We start from the raw sequence: 20,515 nt of genomic DNA, 5'->3' as shown, positions 1-20,515 counted from the left end.
GACTCGGCTGCTGGCTTGCCCAGTTGTTGCTCGCAACCGATAACATCGCCGGAAAAGCCGCCGTCCCCCGTTGCCAGCGCGGCATCATCCGCTACGAAGGTCATCCATGCCCGACAGCCAAACCTCTGCACCACGCGGCGGGGTCCGCCTTGCGCGCGGAGCTTCGCCGTGGCTCCTCCCGACCGTCGCCACCGCGGCACTCAGCCTCGCCCGGGCCCGCAAGTCCGGACGCTGGGCTGCGGTCGCCGTGCCCACCACCGCGCTCGCGGCGGGCATGCTGTGGTTCTTCCGCGACCCCGAGCGCGAGATCGCCCAGGGCCGGGTCATTTCGCCGGCCGACGGCGTGGTGCAGAGCATCATGCCGTGGAAGGACGGACGCACCCGCGTCGCGATCTTCATGAGCCCGCTGAATGTCCACGTCAACCGTGCGCCCCTGGCCGGCACGGTGACCTCGGTCGAGCACGTCCCCGGCGGGTTCGTTCCGGCGTTCAACAAGGAGAGCGAGAACAACGAGCGCGTTGTCTGGCACTTCGACACCGAGCTCGGCGACATCGAGATGGTGCAGATCGCGGGTGCGGTCGCCAGGCGCATCGTCCCGTACATCCCGCAGGGCACGAAGGTGGAGCAGGGCGAGCGCATCGGTCTGATCCGCTTCGGCTCGCGGGTCGACATCTACCTTCCGGAAGGTATCGATGTCGCGGTCGAGGTCGGCCAGGCCACCACCGCGGGGGTGACTCGAATTGACCGTGATTGATCCCGATACACAGGCGGGCTGGGTGCCCGAGGCGGAGTCCGAGGAGGACGCCGGCGAGGACATGCCGCTCTCTCTGCGGCTGTCGATAGCGGACACCCTCACTCTGGGTAACGCCACGTGCGGTTTCATGGCGGTGTACTTCACCACCACCGGAATCCTGATCCCGCACCTCACGGGCAGCGACGAGAGCGGCATGGCCCGGCACTCCGCGGCCACCGCCGTGATCCTCATGCTCCTGGCGGCGGTCTTCGACCTCTTCGACGGGCTCGTGGCACGCAAGCTGCGCTCCTCGCCGATGGGTGCCGAGCTGGACAACCTCTCGGACCTGATCAGCTTCGGGCTCGCCCCGGCGTACTTCGTCCTCGTGTACGGCATGGTCGCGGACGACGCACACCAGCGGGTGTCGGCTCTGGCGGCGATCGTGGTGCTGCTGGCGGTGGTGCTCAGACTTGCCAGATTCTCCTGCGTGACCATGAAGGACGGCATGTTCCAGGGCATGCCGAGCCCCTTCGGAGCGCTCACGGTCGTCTCGATCGTGCTCCTGGAGCTGCCCTTCGTGCCGACGCTGCTCGCGATCGTCGGCGTGGCGTGGCTGATGGTCAGCCGGGTCGAGTACCCGAAGCCGCGGGGCGTCCTCGCGGTGGCGATGCTCAGCTGGATCGTGGCCGCGATGGGGCTCCTCGCCGCGTGGGCGTTCGACGCCCCCGGCGGCCAGCTGCTCCTCCAGACCGGCTGTGCGCTGCAGGTGGTCCTGGGGGCGGTCATCCCGCTCTTCGCGACGGCGCGGCGGGTGAACACCTTCCGCGACAACCGGCGCGAGGCACGGACGGCGCAGCTGCCGTAGCGGCTCGCAAGCCTCATGCAGAAGGACCCGGGTGCTCCCCCAGCACCCGGGTCCTTCTGCATGAGGCGGGAGAGCGCGGGCAGCCGCCCTGCGAGGCCCCGTTCACACAGCGCGCTGCCTCACTTGACGGGCTTGGCGTACCCGCTGCAGGCGAGCCCCTCGCCCCGGCGGGTGTTCCGCGTGACGTAGCTGAACCCCTCCCGCACGGTGTCCGTTCCGAAGTGGACCGACTCGGGCGGCCGGACGCCGATGTTCGCGCTGGGGCTGAACGCCAGATAGAGCCCTATCGGCAGGAACAGCAGGGAGGCGGGTATCGCCAGGACCTGGAAGAGGATGTTGCCGTCGGAGAAGCCGATGATCCACAGGGTCGCGACCACGCCCAGCAGGACGGCGGCCGCGACCAGGGAACGTGCCACCGGGCCACGCCGGAGGCGCTTGGTCGTCTCCAGATCCTGGATGACGAAGACGCCCTCCCGGCCGTCACCGCCCGCACTCCAGGACGGCCCGCAGCTCACCGTGGTCGGGGCGCCGCACCACGCACATGGTCTCCCGCGCGTCGCCGCGCGTGAGGCCGGGTTCCTGCCTGATCTCCATCTGATGCAGCATCGTGAGCTTGATCTGCTCCGGCACGGTCCACGACACTAGGTGCTCCTCAGCCCGGTCCATGAGACAGCGCTGTCTGCAGACGTGACTGGGATCGCGTCCGCGGCCGGCTCCCGGTCGGCGGCTGCGGACCGACCGACCATGCGCCGATCCCTTTTCGAGGAGGGATCGTTTCACAGACTGCCGCACCGGACCAGGGTCCACCGCCCGTAACCAACTCGCCGACCGCGTACCGGCTTTGGACGGGCGGAGACCAAGACGAAGAAGGACTCGGAACCCCGATGACAGACAACTCGGACATGATCGACTTCGTTCGGGAACGCCTCGCCGAGGAGGAACGCATCGCGCAGGCGGCGGGCGGCGACGGCTGGCGGTGTCCGGCCGATGTGCCCGGTGAGGTCCACGACCGGTCCGGGGCCATCGCGTTCAGCGTGCGGAATCTCGGTTTCGACCAGCACATCGCCCTGCAGGACCCCGCGCGTACGATGCGCCGCATCGAGACGAGCCGGGTGCTTCTCAACGAGTACGCGGAGGTCGCCGACCTGGACACCGACCGGCCCGAACACGACTTCCGGTCCGGCCGGGCCGTGGGGCTGGGATTCGCCGTACGGCAACTGGCCGCGGAACACGCCGGCCACCCCGGGTACCGGGCCAGGTGGCTCCCCCGGTTCATCCAGTAGCGGCCCTGCGTGATCGGACCGCGCCAGGGGCTTCCGTTACGTGGTCGGTGCCCGCCCCGAGCGGGCACCGACCGCATCACTCAGTGCTGTGCGCCCCGGGAGGTGCCCCGCAGGCCGAACGCCGCGAGGGCGGCTCCCAGCAGGCAGAGGACGCCGGTGACGAGCACGGCGGTGTGCACGCCGTTCATGAATGCCTGGCCGCTGCCCTCCACGACCGCCGCCCGGAGCCGGGCGGGCATGTCGGGTGAGACGGGGGCGATACCCATGGCCACCGCGTCCCCGGCCTTCTCCAGCCCGGCCGCGACACCCGCGGGGACGCCCGCCCCGGTCAGCTCTCCGGTCAGCGTGGCGCCGACCCGGCTGCTGATCAGCGAGACCAGCACCGTGGTGCCGAGCGCGCCGCCGATCTGGAGGGCGGTGGCCTGGAGGCCGCCCGCCACACCGCCGTCCCGGACGGGTGCCTGGCCGACGATGGCGTCGGAGGAGGCCGCGAGCACCATGCCGACGCCCAGGCCGAGCGCGATGAACGGCGGCCACATCGTGGCGTAGGACGACTCGGTGTCCCAGCTGAGCATGCCGAAGGTCGCGGCGGCCTGGAGCAGCATGCCCAGTGGCATCGTGAGCCGGGGCCCGAAGCGGCCGGTCAGCGCCGCTCCGAGCGGGGAGGCCATCAGCGAGGCGAGGCTGAGCGGCAGGGTGCGCACACCGGCTTCCACGGGCGTGAAGCCGCGCACGTTCTGGAGGTAGAGCATCACGAAGAAGATCACGCCGAGCATCACGAAGAAGTTGAGCGCGGTGATGACGGTGCCGACGGTCAGCGCCCGGATGCGGAACAGTCGCATCGGCAGGAGGGGGTGCTCGATCCGGTTCTCGTACCAGCCGAAGACCACCAGGACGAGCACACCGGCGGCGATGGCGCCCAGGGTGCCGGCCGAGGTCCAGCCCCAGGTCTCGCCCTTGACGACGCCGAAGACCAGGCACAGCAGACCGAGTGCGAGCAGTACGACGCCGGGCACGTCGAAGCGGTGGCGGCCGGTCGAGTTCCTGCTCTGCGGCAGGACGGCGGTGCTGACCAGGAGTGCGATCACGCCGATCGGGGCGTTGATGTAGAAGACCGACTCCCAGTTGACGTGCTCGACCAGGAGCCCGCCGACGATGGGGCCGAGAGCCGTGGAGACGGCCGAGACCATGGCCCAGATCCCCACCGCCATGCCGAACCTGCGCGGCGGAAAGGTCTACTCGGCGGCGGGTGCGGGGCGCAGGTGGCGCGTGAGCGACGTCAGCGCACCGACGGCCGAACCGAGCGCGCCCTGCTCGCCCTCGGTGAGGGCCTGGAGGGCATGGGCGATGTGCGCGCCCTCCAGACGCTGCACCTCGGCGAGCTCACGCCGGGACCTGGAGGTCAGGTGCAGGTGGGCGATCCGCTTGTCGCCGGTGTCCTGACGGCGCTCCAGCAGTCCCTGCTCGGTGAGCTGGGAGACCAGGGCGCTGACGTTGTTCGGCCGCATCAGCAGAGCATGGGCGGCCTCGCGGACGGTGACACCCTCCTGCTGCGCGACGAAGCGCAGCAGTGCGAGCTGTCCCTCGGGCGGCTTGGGACGCCCGAAGTCCTGGGCGATCCTGCGGTCGAGAGCCCGGTTCAGCGCGGGCAGGCACTCCGCGAGCGCGGCGGCCACACGGTCGAGATCCTGGGCGGACGCGCGGGGAGCGGGCATGCCCGACAATAGATATGTAGCCATAGGTATGTCAAAAGATGCTCCGGCGGGACGGGGATGGCAAGTGTCGGCGGCCGACCGTGAGCCGCGGCCCTCCGTGTCCCGGCCACGGGCCCTCCCGCGAAGGACGGCAGGGGCTAAGGTTTCAGAAAGGACGCATCGGACCGCCCAGAGACGCCATGCACCGACACCACAGGGAATCGGACAACGCCCAGGAGCTCCTCCTCAACCTCGGGCGCCTCGTCGATCAGGCCCTGGAGAACATCAGGACCCAGCGCGCCCGGGCCGAGCTGGGTCTGGCCCTGCAGCGGCACATGCTCCCCGCCGAGCTGCCCGACTTTCCCGGCCTCCGGATCGAGGCCCGGTACTCGCCCTCGCAGGACGGCCTGGCCGTCGGCGGTGACTTCTACGACGCGTTCGCGATGCGGGACGGGGTGGCGGGGATCGCCATCGGCGATGTGCAGGGGCACGGGGTGGAGGCCGCCGCCTTCATGGGTGAGGCCCGCGCCAGCCTCAGGGCGCTCGCCAGCGTCACGGTCGACCCCGGCAAGGTACTGGCCTGCGCCAACGATCTACTGATCTCGCTGGGCGGCGACCTGTTCACGACGTGCTGTCTGCTGAGCGTCGTCCCGGAGCGCGGCGAACTGTCCGTGGCACGGGCCGGACACGTACCGATCGTATGGGGCACCGACGACGGCGAGTCCGGCATCTCCCTCGACGCGGGCGGGGTGCCCCTGGGCATCCTGCGCGGCCAGCAGTACCCCGTGACATGTCGGCGGCTGACGCAACCCGGGTATCTGGTCCTGCTGACCGACGGGGTCGTGGAAGGGCCGTCGTATCCGATCGACGAGGGGCTCGCCGCAGTGTCGGAACTGGTCGGCGCGGCGGACGGCGCCGATCCCGGCGAGCTGGCCGCGCGGGTGATCGAGGTGGCGGACCTGACCGGTCACGAGGACGACGCGGCCGTGCTCGTCGTCCGCTACGACGGTGCGCCGGGAGCGGCCTGCGGGGACGGGGCGTAACGCGTTTCGCCGGCCGCGTCGGCGGCGCGGGCGGCGGGACGTACCCCGTTCGCCGCCTTCATCGGTGCGATGTCGGCGCGCCCGCCCCGGCGGCACGCAGCGGTGTGGTGTCTGATGCTGCTGTGGTGGACAGCGCACGGTTCCGGCAACAGACGGTCAAGGTCCTGACGGTCCTCGCGATGGCTGCCTGCTACTACGCGACGGCCCGTCTGGGGCTGCTCCAGCAACTGGTGGGCGGCCAGGTCACCCCGCTGTGGCCGCCGACCGGGATCGCGGTCGCCGCGCTGCTGGTATTCGGACTGCGGATCTGGCCCGGAATCGCTCTCGGCGCCCTCGCCGTCAACATCACCATCGGGCCCTCCGTTGTGCCCGTGCTGGTCATCGCCGCCGGAAACACGGTCGCCCCGATCTGCTCCTACCTGCTGCTGCGGCGTGCGGAGTTCCGCAACGAACTCGACCGGCTGCGGGACGCGCTGGCGCTGGTCTTCCTGGGCGCGCTGGCAGGCATGCTCATCAGTGCCACCGCGGGCACCGGCTCCCTGGTCCTTTCGGGCGGGCTCCCGGCCGCCGACTTCTGGCCGACCTGGTCGGTCTGGTGGACGGGCGACGCCATGGGCGTCATGGTCGTGACACCGTTCCTGCTCGTTCTCCGCAGGGCCCACCTGCCGTACGGCATCGGCGCGGCCAGATGGGCGGAGGGCGCCGCGCTGGGGGTGTGCACCCTGTCCGTCACCCTGCTGGCGACCGAGGTCGGTACTTCGCTGCTCTTCCTCGTGTCCCCGTTCCTGATCTGGGCCGCCTTCCGCTTCGAGCGCGCCGGCGCCGCGTGCTGCGCACTGGGCGTGTCCACTCTCGCGATCCTCGCCGCCGGACGGATGACCGGTCCCTTCGCCGACCACAGCCTGCTCACCAACATGATCACGCTCCAGGGCTTCAACGGCTCCACCGCGCTCACCGCCCTGCTGCTGGCCGCGGTCGTCACCGAGCGGAACAGCACCTACCGCGAGATCAAGCGGCTCTGTGTGCAGCTCTCCGAGAAGGTGACCCGACAGGACCCATGAGTCACTCCATCGGTCCTGCGACGGGTGCGTGGACCTGCGATCCGCAGCAGGCTGAGGGGCGACGGCACCGCGACGAGGGCAACCGGACGCCGAAATTCGGGCGGACGGGCGCCGTAAGAGGTGGAGCCATGCCCCATGTGTCTGCGAATGTCCACGTGTCCCGCCCCGCCGACGAGATCTTCTCGTTCCTCCGGGATCCGCGGAACCTGGCCGAGTGGTCATCGAGCATAGACCGGGTGATCGAGGGCCCGATCGCCACCGCGCTGGGTGACGAGTACACCTGCAAGTTTCCGGGCAGACGACGGGCGCACCGCCTCCGGTGCACCGCGAGCACACCCGTCGAGTACCTGGCGTTCCGCGGTGCGGGCATGTGGACGCCACTGGGCCGGCACTCCCCGGAACTGGAGTTCCGGCTGAGCCCCGGCCGACAGGGCACGACGGTCACCGTTTCGGTCAAGCCCCATCTGGACGGCGGCATGATCATTCTCGCCCCGTTCGTAACAATGGCCTGGCGTCGGGACCTGCCCTTGGAGCTTCGGTGCCTCGCCGATCTGCTGAGCGGTGGGGACGGGGCGGGTGACGCGGGTGACGGTCAGGACGCGGCGCCCTCCGTGGGGTCGCCGGGGTGACCGGATGGGGCGGGTTCCGCTGCGCGGGGCCGTCCCCCACCCCCCTTCCCGGAACCGGGGGGCGTACCCCGGGGCCCCGGCGTGTCCTCATCGCCGGACGGGCTCGATTCCGATCTCCGGATGTCCGGCTACAGCAGGAAGTCGCGCGCGATCGCCTCGGACGCCCGTTCCAGCAGCGGTCCCGCCTGGGCCATGGAGACCGCGGGGTCCGGTTCCAGGTCCGCGAGGGCGTACGCGCGGCGGATGCCCGCCGCTGTCAGGGCCTCCGGCGGCAGGGCCAGGCGGCCGCAGACCGCCACGACCTCGATCCCCGCGGCGCGGGCTGCCGCCGCCACTCCCGCCGGGGCCTTGCCGTGGAGGGTCTGCTCGTCGAGCGAACCCTCCCCGGTGATCACCAGGGTGGCGCGCGCCAGCGCCGGGGCGAAGCCGAGGACGTCGAGCATGACCTCGATGCCGGGGCGGAACCGGGCGCCGAGCGCGACCAGCGCCCCGTAGCCGATGCCGCCGGCGGCTCCCGCTCCGGGCAGCCCGGCGTGGTCCGGGCCGAGGACGGACGCGTAGTGGGCGAGCGCCGCGTCGAGGGTCGCGATGTCCTGCTCGGTCGCGCCCTTCTGCCTGCCGTAGACCTCGGGGGCACCCTTCGGTCCCGTCAGCGGGTTGTCCACGTCGCTGGCGAGGATCAGGTCCACATCGGCCAGTCGCGGATCGAGTCCGGACAGGTCCGCCTCCGCGAGGTCGGCGAGGCCGCCGCCACCGGGGCCGACGGGCTTGCCGTCCGCGTCCAGGAAGCGGGCGCCCAGCGCGGCCAGCATGCCCGCGCCGCCGTCCGTGGTCGCGCTGCCGCCGACGCCGAACACGATCGTCCGGGCACCCGCGTCGAGCGCGGCGGCGAGCAGCTCGCCGGAGCCGTACGTCGTGGCCGTGAGCGGGGCGAACACCCCTGCGGGCAGGTGCTGTAGACCCGACGCCTCGGCCATCTCCACCACCGCCGTGGTGTCGCGCAGCGCGTACGCCGCGGTCACCGGGTCGCCGAGCGGTCCGGTCACCCGCGCCTCGCGGCGCTCGAATCCGGCGGCCACCGCGGCCGCCACCGTGCCGTCGCCGCCGTCCGCCACGGGCAGGGTCTCCACCCGCACGTCGGGGACGACCCGCCGCAGCCCGGCCGTCACCCGCTCCGCGACCTGTACGGCCGTGAGCGAGCCCTTGAACTTGTCCGCCGCGACGAGCACGCGTGCGGTCTCCATCACTGCTCCGTCCGCCACCTTGCATCCCTTGCTTTCGAACAGGCAGTCGCGCCGCCCCGACCCTATCCGCAGCGGATACCCGCTGCCCAGAGCCGTCTTCGTTCCGGGCTCCGCCCCTGCCATTACGCTGCCTCGCGTGACCACCACTGACTACACCTCCTACATCGCGGGGCTCCCCCGGGTGCTGGCCGCCGCGGCCACCGTTTTCCGGGACGACCGGGGGCGGGTGCTGCTCGTCGAGCCGAACTACCGGGACGGCTGGGCGCTGCCCGGCGGAACGATCGAGTCCGACGACGGCGAGAGTCCGCGGCAGGCCGCGCGGCGCGAGACGGCTGAGGAGATCGGTCTCGATCTGCGGCCGGGACGGCTGCTCGCCGTCGACTGGGCACGCGGCCCGCGACGGCCGCCGATCGCCGCGTATCTGTATGACGGCGGAGTGCTGGACGAGGAGCAGTTGAAGGCGATCCGGCTCCAGGAGGAGGAGCTCCTGTCCTGGAAGCTGGTCGAGCGCGAGGAGATCGACCGCTATCTGCTCGGCGCTCTCGCGCTGCGCGTGAGGGCGGCGCTGGACGTGCTCGAATCCGGTGGTGGCGCGGCGGAGCTGGAGGACGGCCACCCGGTGGGCGGCTGACGCGTGGGGCCGGCTCCGGCCCCACGTCCACCCATCGCCGGATACAGCCCGTATTCCCGTTGTGTCCCGTTGTGCTGACTGGTCGTCACCTGGTAGTCCGGTCGACGGCTGCCGGACTCGTGAGTTCATGTGCCATTGGTCCGCAGTGCACGCTCGACCGGCATCATCCGGACTCCACGACAGCGGAGGGATCATGCGTACGCACACGGGACACCTCGGCGGACTGCTGGCCACGATCGTCGCAGCGTTCGCCTGTACGGCAGTCGTCGCCACGGCATCGACGGCGCTCGCGGAACCGGCATCGGCCCCCGCCCCGGCCGCACACGGCGAACTGCCGCTGTCGGTCGACGGCGGCGCCTGGCGGTCCGGCCACGTCCAGGGCATGGCCATCGACCGCCGCAAGGGCTTCATGTACTTCTCGATGACCAACCTGCTGGTCAAGACCGACCTGAAGGGCAACCCGGTCGGCTCGGTCACCGGATTCACCGGCCACCTCGGCGATCTGGACTTCAACGAGAAGGACGGCCGGGTCTACGGCTCGCTGGAGTACAAGGAGGCGAAGTCCTTCTACATCGCGATCCTCGACGTCGACCGCATCACCCGGATGGACATGGACGCCCAGTCCACGGGTGTCGTCTCGACCGTCTACCTCAAGGAGGTCGTGAAGGACTTCACCGCCGACATGAACGGCGACGGGGTCTTCGACGGTGACACGGGCAACACGCCCGACCACCGCTACGGCTGCAGCGGCATCGACGGTGTCGCGTTCGGTCCGGCCTTCGGCGACCGGCGCGGCGAGCGCGCCGGGAAGAGGCTGACGGTTGCGTACGGCGTGTACGCCAACGCGGGCCGCACGGACAACGACCACCAGGTGCTGCTCCAGTACGACGTCACCAGGTGGAAGAAGTACGAGCGCCCGCTGACCGAGTCGGCCCCGCACACCAGCGGCCCCGCCCATGTCGACGGCAAGTTCTTCGTGTACACCGGAAACACCACGTACGGCGTGCAGAACCTGGAGTACGACGGGCACAGCGGCAACTGGCTGATGGCCGCCTACAAGGGCACCAAGCCGGGCTTCCCCAACTACTCGGTCTTCGCGCTGGACGGTGCACGGAAGCCGGTGCGCGGCATCGTGCGCGGGCAGCAGAGCCCCGAGCGCGGTCTGCTGCTCCCGCTGCTGCGCGAGGGCGCGCACGACACCACGACGGGTACGTACGGGTGGCCGGCGCCGGGACAGTACGGGCAGTACGGGCTGGTCTCGCTCGACGACGGACGGTTCTACGTCGCGCGCAGCGGCACGCTCCAGGACGGCGGCGTCACCAAGCAGACGGCCCGAGCCGTGCTGAACACCTGGACGGGCCTGACCCCGTCGCCGTTCAGCCCGGTCGGTCCCACGGCCTGACGTCCACCTCGCGCGGCGACTCGTCGCGCGCGGCCATCCGCGCCCCGGTGCGGTGGCCTCGCGCGACGAGTCGCGCACCACGAGGGGGAAATGGCCTCGCGGGCGGCGACCGGCGCTGCGTACGCTCGCGGCATGACTCTCGTCGCGATCCTCAGCGGCGCCGGCATCTCCACGGACTCCGGCATCCCCGACTACCGTGGTCCCAACGGGCTCTGGCGCAAGGACCCGGAGGCCGAGAAGCTCGTCACGTACGACTTCTACATGGCCGATCCGGAGATCCGCCGCCGCTCCTGGCAGATGCGCCGCACCAGCGCGACCTGGGCCGCGGAGCCGAACGCGGCGCACCGCGCAGTGGCGGATCTGGAGCGGTCCGGCGCCCCGGTGCGGGTGATCACGCAGAACGTCGACGGACTGCACCAGCTCGCCGGGCTCCCCGCCCGCAAGGTCCTGGAACTGCACGGGACCGCACGTGAGGTGGTCTGCACCCGCTGTCATGCCCGCTCCCCGATGGCCGAGGCGCTGACCCGGGTGGAGGCGGGCGAGGCCGACCCGTCGTGCACGGTCTGCGGTGGCATCCTGAAATCGGCCACCATCATGTTCGGTGAGCGGCTCGATCCGGTGGTGCTGGGGCAGGCGGTTTCGATCGCGAAGGCCTGCGAGGTGTTCATCGCGGTCGGTACGACGCTCCAGGTGCAGCCCGCCGCCTCGCTGGCCGGGATCGCGGTGGACAACGGGGCGCGGCTCATCGTGGTGAACGCGGAGCCGACGCCGTACGACGAACTGGCCGAGGCGACCATCCGTGAGCCCATCGGCACGGCGCTGCCCGCGCTGCTGGAGCGACTGGCCGCCGATTCGGGGCCGGGTGAGGGTTCCGGAACGGCCTCCGAGGGCTGAGGAACCGGCACGGCCGAAAAGCGCTCGGCCCTGCCGCTTCCCGCGCCGACCCGGCCGGGAAGTGTCGGTGGGGGACTGTACGGTCCCCCACATGACAGAACCCTCCTCCCTCGACACCACCCGTGCCTCGTACGACACCGTCGCCGTCGACTACGCCGTGCTGCTGGCCGGGATGATGCCGATGAAGCCGTACGACAACGCCATCCTGGCCGCCTTCGCGGACATTGTGACGGCGGGCGGCGGCGGCCGAGTGGGCGATCTGGGCTGCGGTCCCGGTCATGTGACGGCTCATCTGCGCGATCTCGGGCTGACCGCCTTCGGCATCGACCTCTCCCCCGGCATGATCGCGGTGGCCCGCGAGACCTACCCGGACCTCGTCTTCGACGAGGGGTCGATGACCGCGCTGGATCTGGCGGACGGCAGCCTGGCCGGCGCGCTCGCCTGGTACTCCCTGGTCCACACCCCGCCGGAGCAACTGCCCGGCGTCTTCGCCGAGTTCCATCGCGTCCTGGCGCCGGGCGGCCATCTGCTCATGGCCTTCAAGGTCGGCGACGAGTGCGTCCGCCTGGAGCAGGCGTACGGCCATGCGGTGACGCTCGACGTCCACCGGTTCGTGCCCGACGCCGTGGCCGACATGCTCGCCGAGGCCGGGTTCCGGGTTCAGACCCGGCTGGTCCGCGAGGCGGACGCGTGGGAGAAGACCCCGCAGGCCTTCTTCGTGACGGTGAAGCCCGCGGCACCGTAGCGGCCCCAGGCCGTGTCCGTAAGGTCCCGTCGTACGCCCGGAGAGCCAGACGGGACCTTACGGACACGGCCTAGTGGTCGAGTTCCTGCTGTATGCGGCGCGAGGGCCGGAACGTGTACAGGTCGAGGATCTCCGGCGGGTCCACCAGCCCCGGACCGCCCGCCTCGACCCAGGCGACGATGTCCGTCACGGCGTCCGGGTCGTTGACCAGGCCGAGCCAGACCGGGCGGCCGCCCGCACGGCGGCCCTCGGCCGATGGCTGCACGACGATGACATTGGCCTGCTCGCAGGCGTCCAGGCACTCCACGGCGCGTACCGTGGCGACCTCGCCGAGCGACCGGCGCAGCTCGGCGAGCTGGCCGGCATGGTCCACGGCCGGGATCTTGGGCGTCCCGCAGCAGCAGCCGCGGCAGACGCTGACGGTGGGCCGGGGCGTGCCCTGGGCGGGGGCTGCCCTTCGGGTGCGGCGGCTCATACGGGGACGCTTCCGGTGACTGCGCGGATGATCACCATGGGACTGTACCGATCTCCTCCAACGGGTCGAACATCTGATCTCCCCCATGAGCGGGTGGGGTACAGTTGATGGCTGCGAAGGGGAGTAGCCCCGCAAACCGGTCGTCGACACACTGGAACCCCCGGGTTCCCGGTGGCCGGGCTCGTGGATGTCCGCGGGCGGGCGAGACCTTCGGTCAGGTATGACACGCCCGCATCCGTGGGCGCTGACGTCATGCCGGGCCGAGTGGTCCTCCGGAAGCCCGAGTGGCGCTTCGCGAAGGCCCGGAGCCCGGCTCTCACAGAAGGCCACCCGGAATGCACCTCGACCCCCTGGCGATTCTCACCGCCTTCGGGCTGATCTTCCTTGCGGAGCTCCCCGACAAGACGATGTTCGCGTCGCTCGCCATGGGCACCCGCATGCGACCGCTGTACGTCTGGTTCGGTACGTCGTCCGCGTTCATCGTCCACGTCGCCATCGCCGTGGGGGCCGGCAGCCTGATCGGGCTGCTGCCCGACTGGATCGTGAAGCTCGTCTCGGCTTCCCTCTTCGCGTTCGGGGCTTTCATGCTGCTGCGCTCCGGCGGCGACGAGGACGACGAGGACGGCGGCACGAAGACGGTGACCGGTTTCTGGCCGGTCTACTCGACCGCGTTCATGGCCGTCTTCATCAGCGAGTGGGGCGACCTCACCCAGATCACCACGGCCAATCTGGCCGCGAGCAACGGCACCTGGTCCACGGCGATCGGGTCCGCGGCCGCCCTGATGTCCGTCTCGGCGCTGGCACTGCTCGCCGGGCGCTTCATCGCGAAGCGCGTGCCGCTGAAGACGGTGCAGCGGATCGGCGGGATCTGCATGCTGGGGCTGGCGATCTGGACCCTGGTGGAGATCTTCACCGGCTGACGGGGCGCCCGTACGGCACTCCCCGACGCGTGGACGGGCCCGGACCTGAGTGGTCCGGGCCCGTTTTCGCGTCCGTGGGCACGGGCGGCGTCAGAAGAGTGCCGGAGTGTCGTCCTCCGTACCGTTCTCGAAGGCCAGCAGCCGCTGCTTGCGGTCGAGTCCGCCGCCGTAGCCGGTGAGACCCCCCGAGGCGCCGATGACGCGGTGGCAAGGGACGATGATGCCCACCGGGTTCTTGCCGTTGGCCAGCCCCACCGCACGTGAGGCGCCCGGTTTGCCGAGGTTCTCGGCCAGTTCGCCGTACGAGCGGGTCTCGCCGTACGGAATCAGCCGGAGCTGCGCCCAGACGCTGCGCTGGAACGGGGTGCCGTCCAGGCGCAGCGGCAGATCGAAGGTGCGCAGTTCCCCGGCGAAGTAGGCGTCGAGTTGGCGGACGGCTTCCGTGAAGGGCCGCGGGTCGGGTTCACCGAAGGTCTCCTCGGGCGGGCGGTGCCGCTGGCCGGTCATGTAGAGGCCCGCGAGGACCCCGTCGGTGGCGACGAGGGTGAGCGGACCGTACGGGCTGTCGACGACCGTGTGCCGGCGGGTGGCCGTATGCGGATGCATCGCTGTCATGGCTGGACTTCCGACTTCCTCAGGTGGGCAGGTGGTTGATGGGGTGGTCGTCCACGGTCCACAAGTACTGGACCGCGTACGCCCGCCAGGGGCGCCAGGCGGCCGCGCGGGCGGTGAGCGCAGCCGGTGTCGAGGGGAGGCCGAGCTCCTCGGCCGCGCGCCGGATGCCGAGGTCGGTGGGGAGGAAGGCGTCCGGGTCGCCGAGCGCCCGCATCGCGATCACCTCGACGGTCCAGGGGCCGAAGCCGGGCAGGGCGGTCAGTTCGGCCCGCGCCTGCTCCCAGTCGGTGTCGGTGCCGAGCCGCAGCGATCCGTCGGCGAGTGCGCCGACGAGTGTGGTGAGGGTGGTGCGGCGGCTGCGCGGCAGGGCGAGTTGTTCGGGGTCGAGTCCGGCGAGCGCCCCGGGGTCCGGGAAGAGGTGGGTGAGGCCGCCCTCCGGGTCCTCGACGGGCAGGCCGTGCGCGGCGACCAGACGGGCCGCGTGGGTGCGGGCGGCGGCGGTCGAGACCTGCTGGCCGAGCACCGCCCGTACGGCGAACTCCGCGCCGTCGACGGTACGCGGCACCCGCCGGCCCGGCGCCTTGCCGACCAGCGGGGCGAGGAGCGGATCGGCGCACAGCTGCTCGTCGACGGCCACCGGGTCGGCGTCCAGGTCGAGCAGCCAGCGGCAGCGGCTGATCGCGAGGGTGAGATCGCGCGGATCGGTGAGGGAGAGGCGGCAGGCGATGTGGTCGGGGTGTGCGGTGAGCGCGACGACACCGTGTCCGTACCGCAGGGAGAGCGTGCGGCGGTAGGCGCCGTCGCGCCACTCCTCGACGCCGGGGACGGCGGTCGCGGCGAGGTGACCGAAGAGGTTGCTGGGGTTGAGCGGGGCCCGGTACGGCAGCCGCAGCACTATCACTCCCGGTGTGGCCGGGGGTGTCGCGGACCGGGCGGCGCGGCTGCGCAGCTCGCCCGGGGCGAGCGCGAAGACCTCGCGGACGGTGTCGTTGAAGGTACGGATCGAGGAGAACCCGGCGGCGAACGCCACTTCCGCCATGGGGAGTTCGGTCGTCTCGATGAGCAGCCTCGCGGTCTGGGCGCGTTGCGCGCGGGCCAGTGCGAGCGGACCGGCGCCGAGCTCGGCGAGCAGCTGGCGCTCGATCTGCCGGGCGGAGTAGCCGAGCCGGGCCGCGAGTCCGGGGACGCCCTCGCGGTCGACGACACCGTCCCGGATGAGTCGCATCGCGCGGGCTACGGAGTCGGCTCGGGCGTTCCACTCCGGGGAGCCGGGGCTGGTGTCGGGCCGGCACCTTTTGCAGGCCCGGAATCCGGCCTGCTGACAGGCTGCGGCGCTGGGGTAGAAGGTCATGTTCTCGACCTTCGGCGGAACGACCGGGCAGCTGGGGCGGCAGTAGATCCGGGTGGTCAGGACTGCCGTGAAGAACCAGCCGTCGAAGCGGGCGTCCTTGGACTGGACGGCCCGTACGCAGCGCTCGGTGTCGGTGTACATGGCTCAAGCATCCGCCACCCGGCGTCCGAGGGCTGGCGAGAATCCGACATCGACGTCGCGCTGCCAGGACTTCTTCGACCTCCTACGGAACGCCCCGGTGGGCCTGGGCCGATGTGGCCACCGGGGCTCCGCCGGGTCACACCGCCGGACGGACCGCGTACATCAACTCAACTGTCACCAGGATGACTTGGTGACCCCTGGCAGGAATCCGGCATGGGCCTGCTCGCGTGCGCGGACGCGGGACAGGCCGAACTTCCGCAGGTACCCACGGGGCCGCCCGTCCACGCTGTCCCGGTTGCGCACCCGGGTGACACTGGCGTCGCGCGGCTGGCGCCGGAGCTCTTCCACGGCGGCCCGGCGTTCGGCGTCCGTGGCGGACGGCCGACGGATGACCTCCTTCAACTCGGCGCGACGGGCGGCGTACCGCTCGACGGTCGCCCTGCGCTTCTCGTTCTGCGCGATCTTGCTCTTCTTGGCCATTCAGACCTTCACTCCCCTGGCACGGATGCGGGCGACGGCCGCCTCGATCCCGATGTTGTCGACGGTTTTGATCGCCCTGGCGCTGAGCGTCAGCCGGACGTGCCGGCCCTCGCTCGGCAGCCAGTACCTCTTGCGCTGGATGTTGGGGTCGAAGCGGCGCGAGGTGCGCCGGTGCGAGTGGGAGATGTTGTTGCCGAATCCGGGCCGGGCGCCGGTCAGTTGGCAGTGGGCGGACATGGCGTTACCCGCTTTCCACGGAGAACCGCTTGTTGGAAATGGAAATCATTGCCATATAGTAGCGCCATGGCTCGCAACGAAGTACGCCCGGTCGTCAAGCTCCGCTCCACCGCGGGGACCGGTTACACCTACGTCACCCGCAAGAACCGCCGGAACGACCCCGAGCGCATGGTCCTGCGCAAGTACGACCCGGTCGCCCGCAGGCACATCGAATTCCGCGAAGAACGCTGACCTCCCCCGCCCGACCCAGAAGGACACCGCCATGAAGCCCGGAATCCACCCCGCGTACGGCCCCGTCGTCTTCCGCGACAAGGCAGCCGGCTCCGCCTTCCTCACCCGTTCCACCGCGATCAGCGAGAAGACGATCGAATGGCAGGACGGCAACACCTACCCCGTCGTCGATGTCGAGATCTCCTCCGCGAGCCACCCCTTCTACACGGGCACCGCCCGTGTTCTGGACACCGCGGGCCGCGTCGAGCGGTTCGAGCGCCGCTACGGCCGACGCGGGGCGAACTGATGCGGGGCAGGGACCGGTTGCCCGTCGTGATCGTCGGCGGGCTCCACTCCGACGCGCGCAAGGAGGTCGTGGACCGGCTGCTGCGCACCGTCCCCGGCAGCATCGCGCTCCACCACGATCTGGCCACGGCCGCCGGGGGCACCGTACGGCGCCTCGTGCGGGACGCATCGGGTGTGCTGTCCCGCGGGGAGGCCCCGCTCGTCGACGACTGCGCCTGCTGCGCCTTGCGCGAGGACCTGGTCCCGGAGCTGGAGCGACTGGCCGCCGACGGGTCCACCCGGCTCGCGATCGTCGAACTGTGGGACTCCGTGGAGCCCAGGGCGATGGCCGAGGTCGTCGTCGCGCACGGCGGCGAAGCGCTCGAACTCACCAACGTGATGACCGCCGTCGACCCCGCTCTCGTACTGCCCTGCCTCGGGAACGGCGACGACCTGGCCGAGGCGGGTCTGGCGGCGGCAGCCACGGACCGGCGGACCATCGGCGACACCTGGGCGCGGCAGCTGGAGTACGCGCCCGTGCTCGCTCTCGTCGACAGCGGGGCGGCCGACGACGAGGACCGTGCGCTGCTCGCACAGCTCCACCCGACGGCGCGTCAGGTGTCGGCCGGTTCGGCCGAACTGGGCCGGCTCGCCTTCGTGGGCTTCGACGTGGAAGCGGCGGCGGCCGCCCAGCACCCCGCGTGCGCGCTGCTGCCGCAGGAGGCGGACGAGGCGGGGGTCGCCACGCTCGTGTGGCACCGTCGCCGCCCCTTCCACCCCGAGCGGCTCTTCGAGGCGCTGGAGGACCTGTGCTGTGCGGCCGCACGCAGCCGTGGCCGCTTCTGGCTCGCCGACCGCCCCGACACCCTGCTGGCCTGGGACGCCGCCGGTGGTGCGCTCTGCGTGGAGAGCGCGGGGCCGTGGCTGGCCTCCCTGCCGGACGCGGCCTGGGACATGGTGCCTCCCGTCCGCAGGGCGGCGGCCGCCCTCGACTGGCACCCCGAGCACGGCGACTGCTGCCAGCACCTCGTCTTCACCTCTCCCGGCCTCGACCGGGACGGGCTGGCCCGGCTCCTCGATTCCTGCCTGCTCACCGACAGCGAGTACGCCGCAGGACCCGAGGCGTGGAAACAGCTCCCGGCCCCCTTCGACTCGCTGCTCGACCCGGTCTCCTGACCCCTTCCGCCCCTTCCGCACCTCTCCGACCCTCTCCGACCCTCTCCGACCCTCTCCGACCACAAGGAACACACATGGCACGACGCGACGATCCCCACCGGCCGCAGAAGCCCCGCCCCAACCCGCTGGACGCGGCCGGAATCACCTGCATCGACTACAAGGACACCGAGCTGCTGCGGAAGTTCATCTCCGACCGTGGCAAGATCCGCAGCCGCCGGGTGACCCGGGTCACCGCTCAGCAGCAGCGTCGACTCGCCCGGGCCATCAGGAACGCCCGGGAGATGGCCCTGCTGCCCTACGCGCACAGGTAACGCGCACACCTGACGCACACGCCGCACGCACCCGCCGCGTGCGTTCGCCGGACCCCTCCCCGTCCGTCGGGCGCACGCGGCGCCCGCGGATCAGCCCCGCGCCGCCAGTACCTCTTCGAACTCCGCGTACGCATGCGCGTCGAACAGCACGAACCGCACTTCCTCCACGGGCGGCTCGGCCTCCTCCAGAACCGTACGGACGGCGATACGCGCGCCGTCGTCCATGGGCCAGCCGTAGATCCCGGTCGAGATGGCCGGGAAGGCGACGGAACGCGCCCCCAACTCCGCGGCGACGCGCAGCGATTCGCGGTAGCACGAGGCCAGGAGTGCGGAGCGGTCCTCGGAGCTGCTCCAGACCGGCCCGACTGTGTGGACCACCCAGCGCGCGTCGAGTCGTCCGGCCGTCGTGGCGACCGCCTGTCCGGTACGCAGACCCTTTCCGTACTGCGACGCGCGCAGCTCCCGGCACGCGGCGAGGATCTCCGGGCCGCCGCGCCGGTGGATCGCGCCGTCGACCCCGCCACCGCCGAGCAGGGAGGAGTTCGCCGCGTTGACGATGACATCGGCGGACTGCTGGGTGATGTCACCGCGGACCAGGGTGACGGTGACGCCCTCGGGTGTACGCATGGCGGACATCATGCCCTGTGCGGCCCTCAGGCCGCCCGCAGGCGCCGCCAGACCGCCTTCGCCGCGTGGTGGCCCGACATGCCGTGCACGCCGGGGCCGGGCGGAGTGGCCGAGGAGCACAGGAACACCGCCGGATGCGCCGTCGCGTACGGCACACGTGCGAGCTTGGGCCGGATCACCGTCTGGAAGCCGGAGAACGCGCCGCACGCGATGTCACCGCCGACGTAGTTGGCGTTGCGCGTCGCGAGCTCGGGCGGGCCCGCCACCGCGCGGGCGAGCACCATGTCTCGGAACCCGGGGGCGAAGCGCTCCAGTTGCCGTTCGATGACGTCGGTGGCGTCGCCCTCCCATCCCGACGGGACGTGTCCGTACACCCAGAAGACATGACGGCCCTCGGGCGCGCGGGACGGATCGATCAGGCTGGGCTGTGCGGTGATCAGGAACGGCACGCTGGGGTCGCGGCCGGTCACCGCGGCCGTCAGCGCGGCGTCGATCTCGCCGGCCGTGGGGCCGATGTGGACGGTGCCGGCCCGCCGGGCGTCCTCCGCGGTCCAGGGGACGGGGCCCGACAAGGCGTAATCGATCTTGAAGCAGGACGCGCCGTACCGGTAGCCGCGGTAGGCGTGGCCCAGCCCGGCGATGCGGGCGAGAGCGGTCGGCGAGGTGTCGAAGACATAGGCGCGGGCGGGCGGGAGCTCGTCGAGACGCTTGACCTCGGTGCCGGTACGGATCGTGCCGCCCTGTTCGCGTATGTACGAGGCGAGGGCGTCGGAGATGGCCTGCGATCCGCCGCGCGGCACGGGCCACCCCTTCTCGTGGGCCGCCAGCGCGAACAGCAGGGCGATCCCGCCGGTCGCCGGACCGCTGATGGGCGCGATGGCATGGGCGGCGAGCCCGGCGAACAGGCCGCGCGCCTTGGCACCACTGAAGCGGCGGGAGAGCAGCGACGCGGGCTGGAGCGCGTCGAGACCGAATCGCACCCAGCGGTAGGGGTCACGGGGCAGCCCGTCCCACGGGGTGCGCAGGAAGTCCTGGGCGAGGGTGTCCCAGTGGCCGAGGTAGGGGGCGACGAGCCTGCGGTACGCCCCCGCGTCCCGGGGCCCCAGCGACATGGCGCTCTCCCCCACCGAGCCGGTGAGCACGGCGGCCGTGCCGTCCGGGAACGGGTGGGCGAGCGCCAGCTCGGGCTGGAGCCACTCCAGGCCGTGCCGGGCCAGCGGCATCGCGTCGAACGCGGGTGAGCCGATGCCCAGGGGGTGGACGGCGGAACAGGGGTCGTGGCGGAATCCGGGGAGGGTGAGCTCCTCGGTGCGGGCGCCGCCCCCGACGGTCTCTTCCGCTTCGAAGACCTCCACGGCGAAGCCGCGGCGGGCCAGTTCGGCCGCGGCGGTCAGTCCGTTGGGGCCCGCCCCCACGACGACTGCATCGAGCATCGACGGCACCTTCGGACTCCTTCGTCAGCC

The 20,515-nt window shown here is 71.4% G+C and carries 26 protein-coding genes and 1 pseudogene; 15 read left to right on the top strand and 12 right to left on the bottom strand.

The annotated features are described in order from the left end of the window. Nucleotides 1-106 precede the first annotated feature (106 nt). Together OG978_RS34315 and pssA are read left to right on the top strand one after the other, a co-directional pair. The gene (locus tag OG978_RS34315) at nucleotides 107-754 is read left to right on the top strand and encodes a phosphatidylserine decarboxylase (RefSeq protein ID WP_326768947.1); all 648 of its coding nucleotides are present in this window, start codon (nucleotides 107-109) and stop codon (nucleotides 752-754) included. A 22-nt stretch (nucleotides 755-776) separates the two neighbouring features. After that, a complete protein-coding gene (gene pssA, locus OG978_RS34310; RefSeq protein WP_371094961.1) occupies nucleotides 777-1,598 on the top strand; it encodes a CDP-diacylglycerol--serine O-phosphatidyltransferase in 822 nt (273 codons plus the stop codon). A gap of 119 nt (nucleotides 1,599-1,717) precedes the next feature. Here pssA and OG978_RS34305 read toward each other — a convergent pair whose 3' ends face one another. Both OG978_RS34305 and OG978_RS34300 read right to left on the bottom strand, forming a co-directional pair. Next, the gene (locus tag OG978_RS34305; RefSeq protein WP_326768946.1) at nucleotides 1,718-2,113 is read right to left on the bottom strand and encodes a hypothetical protein; all 396 of its coding nucleotides are present in this window, start codon (nucleotides 2,111-2,113) and stop codon (nucleotides 1,718-1,720) included. Continuing rightward, the gene (locus OG978_RS34300; protein ID WP_326768945.1) at nucleotides 2,079-2,264 is read right to left on the bottom strand and encodes a hypothetical protein; all 186 of its coding nucleotides are present in this window, start codon (nucleotides 2,262-2,264) and stop codon (nucleotides 2,079-2,081) included. The genes OG978_RS34305 and OG978_RS34300 overlap by 35 nt, the downstream gene beginning before the upstream one ends. Nucleotides 2,265-2,482: 218 nt before the next feature. On the opposite strand from OG978_RS34300, the gene OG978_RS34295 reads away from it, so the two are divergent. After that, complete coding sequence (locus OG978_RS34295) at nucleotides 2,483-2,881, top strand: DUF6221 family protein (RefSeq protein ID WP_326768944.1); 399 nt, start codon at nucleotides 2,483-2,485, stop codon at nucleotides 2,879-2,881. An 80-nt stretch (nucleotides 2,882-2,961) separates the two neighbouring features. Here the strand turns inward: OG978_RS34295 and OG978_RS34290 are convergent. Beyond that, nucleotides 2,962-4,113, bottom strand: a pseudogene (locus tag OG978_RS34290) (MFS transporter); the annotation flags it as partial. A gap of 3 nt (nucleotides 4,114-4,116) precedes the next feature. Further along, on the bottom strand, nucleotides 4,117-4,596 hold the full coding sequence (locus OG978_RS34285) for a MarR family winged helix-turn-helix transcriptional regulator (protein ID WP_326768943.1): 480 nt from the start codon (nucleotides 4,594-4,596) through the stop codon (nucleotides 4,117-4,119). 179 nt (nucleotides 4,597-4,775) lie between these two features. Here OG978_RS34285 and OG978_RS34280 point away from each other — a divergent pair, with 179 nt between their 5' ends. The 3 genes from OG978_RS34280 to OG978_RS34270 all read left to right on the top strand — a co-directional run bounded on the left by OG978_RS34280 (nucleotide 4,776) and on the right by OG978_RS34270 (nucleotide 7,308). Next, nucleotides 4,776-5,618 carry a PP2C family protein-serine/threonine phosphatase gene (locus OG978_RS34280; protein ID WP_326768942.1) on the top strand — a complete coding sequence of 281 codons (843 nt, stop codon included), beginning with the start codon at nucleotides 4,776-4,778 and terminating at the stop codon, nucleotides 5,616-5,618. A 122-nt stretch (nucleotides 5,619-5,740) separates the two neighbouring features. Further along, complete coding sequence (locus tag OG978_RS34275; protein ID WP_442817786.1) at nucleotides 5,741-6,679, top strand: MASE1 domain-containing protein; 939 nt, start codon at nucleotides 5,741-5,743, stop codon at nucleotides 6,677-6,679. A gap of 128 nt (nucleotides 6,680-6,807) precedes the next feature. Beyond that, nucleotides 6,808-7,308 carry an SRPBCC family protein gene (locus tag OG978_RS34270; protein ID WP_326768941.1) on the top strand — a complete coding sequence of 167 codons (501 nt, stop codon included), beginning with the start codon at nucleotides 6,808-6,810 and terminating at the stop codon, nucleotides 7,306-7,308. Between the two features lie 128 nt (nucleotides 7,309-7,436). Here the strand turns inward: OG978_RS34270 and OG978_RS34265 are convergent, their stop codons facing one another. Beyond that, nucleotides 7,437-8,552 (bottom strand): glycerate kinase, encoded by a 1,116-nt coding sequence (locus OG978_RS34265; protein WP_326768940.1) that lies wholly within the window; start codon nucleotides 8,550-8,552, stop codon nucleotides 7,437-7,439. Between the two features lie 136 nt (nucleotides 8,553-8,688). Here OG978_RS34265 and OG978_RS34260 point away from each other — a divergent pair, with 136 nt between their 5' ends. The 4 genes from OG978_RS34260 to OG978_RS34245 all read left to right on the top strand — a co-directional run bounded on the left by OG978_RS34260 (nucleotide 8,689) and on the right by OG978_RS34245 (nucleotide 12,224). Continuing rightward, nucleotides 8,689-9,183 (top strand): NUDIX hydrolase, encoded by a 495-nt coding sequence (locus tag OG978_RS34260; protein WP_326768939.1) that lies wholly within the window; start codon nucleotides 8,689-8,691, stop codon nucleotides 9,181-9,183. Between the two features lie 193 nt (nucleotides 9,184-9,376). Continuing rightward, nucleotides 9,377-10,585, top strand: coding sequence for a hypothetical protein (locus OG978_RS34255; protein ID WP_326768938.1), 1,209 nt, complete (start codon nucleotides 9,377-9,379; stop codon nucleotides 10,583-10,585). Nucleotides 10,586-10,717: 132 nt separating this feature from the next. Continuing rightward, nucleotides 10,718-11,479 (top strand): SIR2 family NAD-dependent protein deacylase, encoded by a 762-nt coding sequence (locus OG978_RS34250; RefSeq protein WP_326768937.1) that lies wholly within the window; start codon nucleotides 10,718-10,720, stop codon nucleotides 11,477-11,479. 91 nt (nucleotides 11,480-11,570) lie between these two features. Further along, the gene (locus OG978_RS34245; RefSeq protein WP_326768936.1) at nucleotides 11,571-12,224 is read left to right on the top strand and encodes a class I SAM-dependent methyltransferase; all 654 of its coding nucleotides are present in this window, start codon (nucleotides 11,571-11,573) and stop codon (nucleotides 12,222-12,224) included. 70 nt (nucleotides 12,225-12,294) lie between these two features. Here the strand turns inward: OG978_RS34245 and OG978_RS34240 are convergent, their stop codons facing one another. After that, nucleotides 12,295-12,699, bottom strand: coding sequence for a (2Fe-2S) ferredoxin domain-containing protein (locus OG978_RS34240; RefSeq protein ID WP_326768935.1), 405 nt, complete (start codon nucleotides 12,697-12,699; stop codon nucleotides 12,295-12,297). Nucleotides 12,700-13,034: 335 nt separating this feature from the next. Between OG978_RS34240 and OG978_RS34235 the strand changes: the two genes are divergently transcribed. Continuing rightward, a complete protein-coding gene (locus tag OG978_RS34235) occupies nucleotides 13,035-13,619 on the top strand; it encodes a TMEM165/GDT1 family protein (RefSeq protein ID WP_326768934.1) in 585 nt (194 codons plus the stop codon). 90 nt (nucleotides 13,620-13,709) lie between these two features. Here OG978_RS34235 and OG978_RS34230 read toward each other — a convergent pair whose 3' ends face one another. The 4 genes from OG978_RS34230 to rpmB all read right to left on the bottom strand — a co-directional run bounded on the left by OG978_RS34230 (nucleotide 13,710) and on the right by rpmB (nucleotide 16,443). After that, complete coding sequence (locus OG978_RS34230; RefSeq protein ID WP_442817785.1) at nucleotides 13,710-14,234, bottom strand: methylated-DNA--[protein]-cysteine S-methyltransferase; 525 nt, start codon at nucleotides 14,232-14,234, stop codon at nucleotides 13,710-13,712. Between the two features lie 19 nt (nucleotides 14,235-14,253). Then, nucleotides 14,254-15,726: an AlkA N-terminal domain-containing protein gene (locus OG978_RS34225; RefSeq protein WP_326768933.1), complete on the bottom strand. Its 1,473-nt coding sequence runs from the start codon at nucleotides 15,724-15,726 to the stop codon at nucleotides 14,254-14,256. 174 nt (nucleotides 15,727-15,900) lie between these two features. Then, nucleotides 15,901-16,206, bottom strand: a complete 306-nt coding sequence (gene rpsN / locus OG978_RS34220; RefSeq protein WP_326768932.1) for a 30S ribosomal protein S14 — start codon at nucleotides 16,204-16,206, stop codon at nucleotides 15,901-15,903. Beyond that, on the bottom strand, nucleotides 16,207-16,443 hold the full coding sequence (rpmB, locus tag OG978_RS34215; RefSeq protein WP_326768931.1) for a 50S ribosomal protein L28: 237 nt from the start codon (nucleotides 16,441-16,443) through the stop codon (nucleotides 16,207-16,209). A 66-nt stretch (nucleotides 16,444-16,509) separates the two neighbouring features. Between rpmB and rpmG the strand changes: the two genes are divergently transcribed. The 4 genes from rpmG to rpsR all read left to right on the top strand — a co-directional run bounded on the left by rpmG (nucleotide 16,510) and on the right by rpsR (nucleotide 18,425). Further along, entirely contained in the window at nucleotides 16,510-16,674 is a 165-nt protein-coding gene (gene rpmG / locus OG978_RS34210; protein WP_326768930.1) for a 50S ribosomal protein L33, read from the top strand. Between the two features lie 31 nt (nucleotides 16,675-16,705). Continuing rightward, nucleotides 16,706-16,960, top strand: coding sequence for a type B 50S ribosomal protein L31 (locus OG978_RS34205; RefSeq protein WP_326768929.1), 255 nt, complete (start codon nucleotides 16,706-16,708; stop codon nucleotides 16,958-16,960). Beyond that, on the top strand, nucleotides 16,960-18,114 hold the full coding sequence (locus OG978_RS34200; RefSeq protein WP_326768928.1) for a CobW family GTP-binding protein: 1,155 nt from the start codon (nucleotides 16,960-16,962) through the stop codon (nucleotides 18,112-18,114). Before OG978_RS34205 ends, OG978_RS34200 begins: the two co-directional genes overlap by 1 nt. A 74-nt stretch (nucleotides 18,115-18,188) precedes the next feature. Then, nucleotides 18,189-18,425 carry a 30S ribosomal protein S18 gene (gene rpsR, locus OG978_RS34195; protein ID WP_326768927.1) on the top strand — a complete coding sequence of 79 codons (237 nt, stop codon included), beginning with the start codon at nucleotides 18,189-18,191 and terminating at the stop codon, nucleotides 18,423-18,425. A gap of 90 nt (nucleotides 18,426-18,515) precedes the next feature. Here the strand turns inward: rpsR and OG978_RS34190 are convergent, their stop codons facing one another. Together OG978_RS34190 and OG978_RS34185 are read right to left on the bottom strand one after the other, a co-directional pair. After that, nucleotides 18,516-19,052 (bottom strand): O-acetyl-ADP-ribose deacetylase, encoded by a 537-nt coding sequence (locus OG978_RS34190; protein WP_326768926.1) that lies wholly within the window; start codon nucleotides 19,050-19,052, stop codon nucleotides 18,516-18,518. Nucleotides 19,053-19,078: 26 nt separating this feature from the next. Then, nucleotides 19,079-20,494, bottom strand: coding sequence for a phytoene desaturase family protein (locus OG978_RS34185; RefSeq protein WP_326768925.1), 1,416 nt, complete (start codon nucleotides 20,492-20,494; stop codon nucleotides 19,079-19,081). Between the last annotated feature and the right edge of the window lie 21 nt (nucleotides 20,495-20,515).

The sequence above is a fragment of the Streptomyces sp. NBC_01591 genome, from assembly GCF_035918155.1.
Lineage (GTDB): Bacteria > Actinomycetota > Actinomycetes > Streptomycetales > Streptomycetaceae > Streptomyces.
Note: the sequence above shows the minus strand (reverse complement) of the source record. Positions and strands in the feature narration are given on the sequence as shown.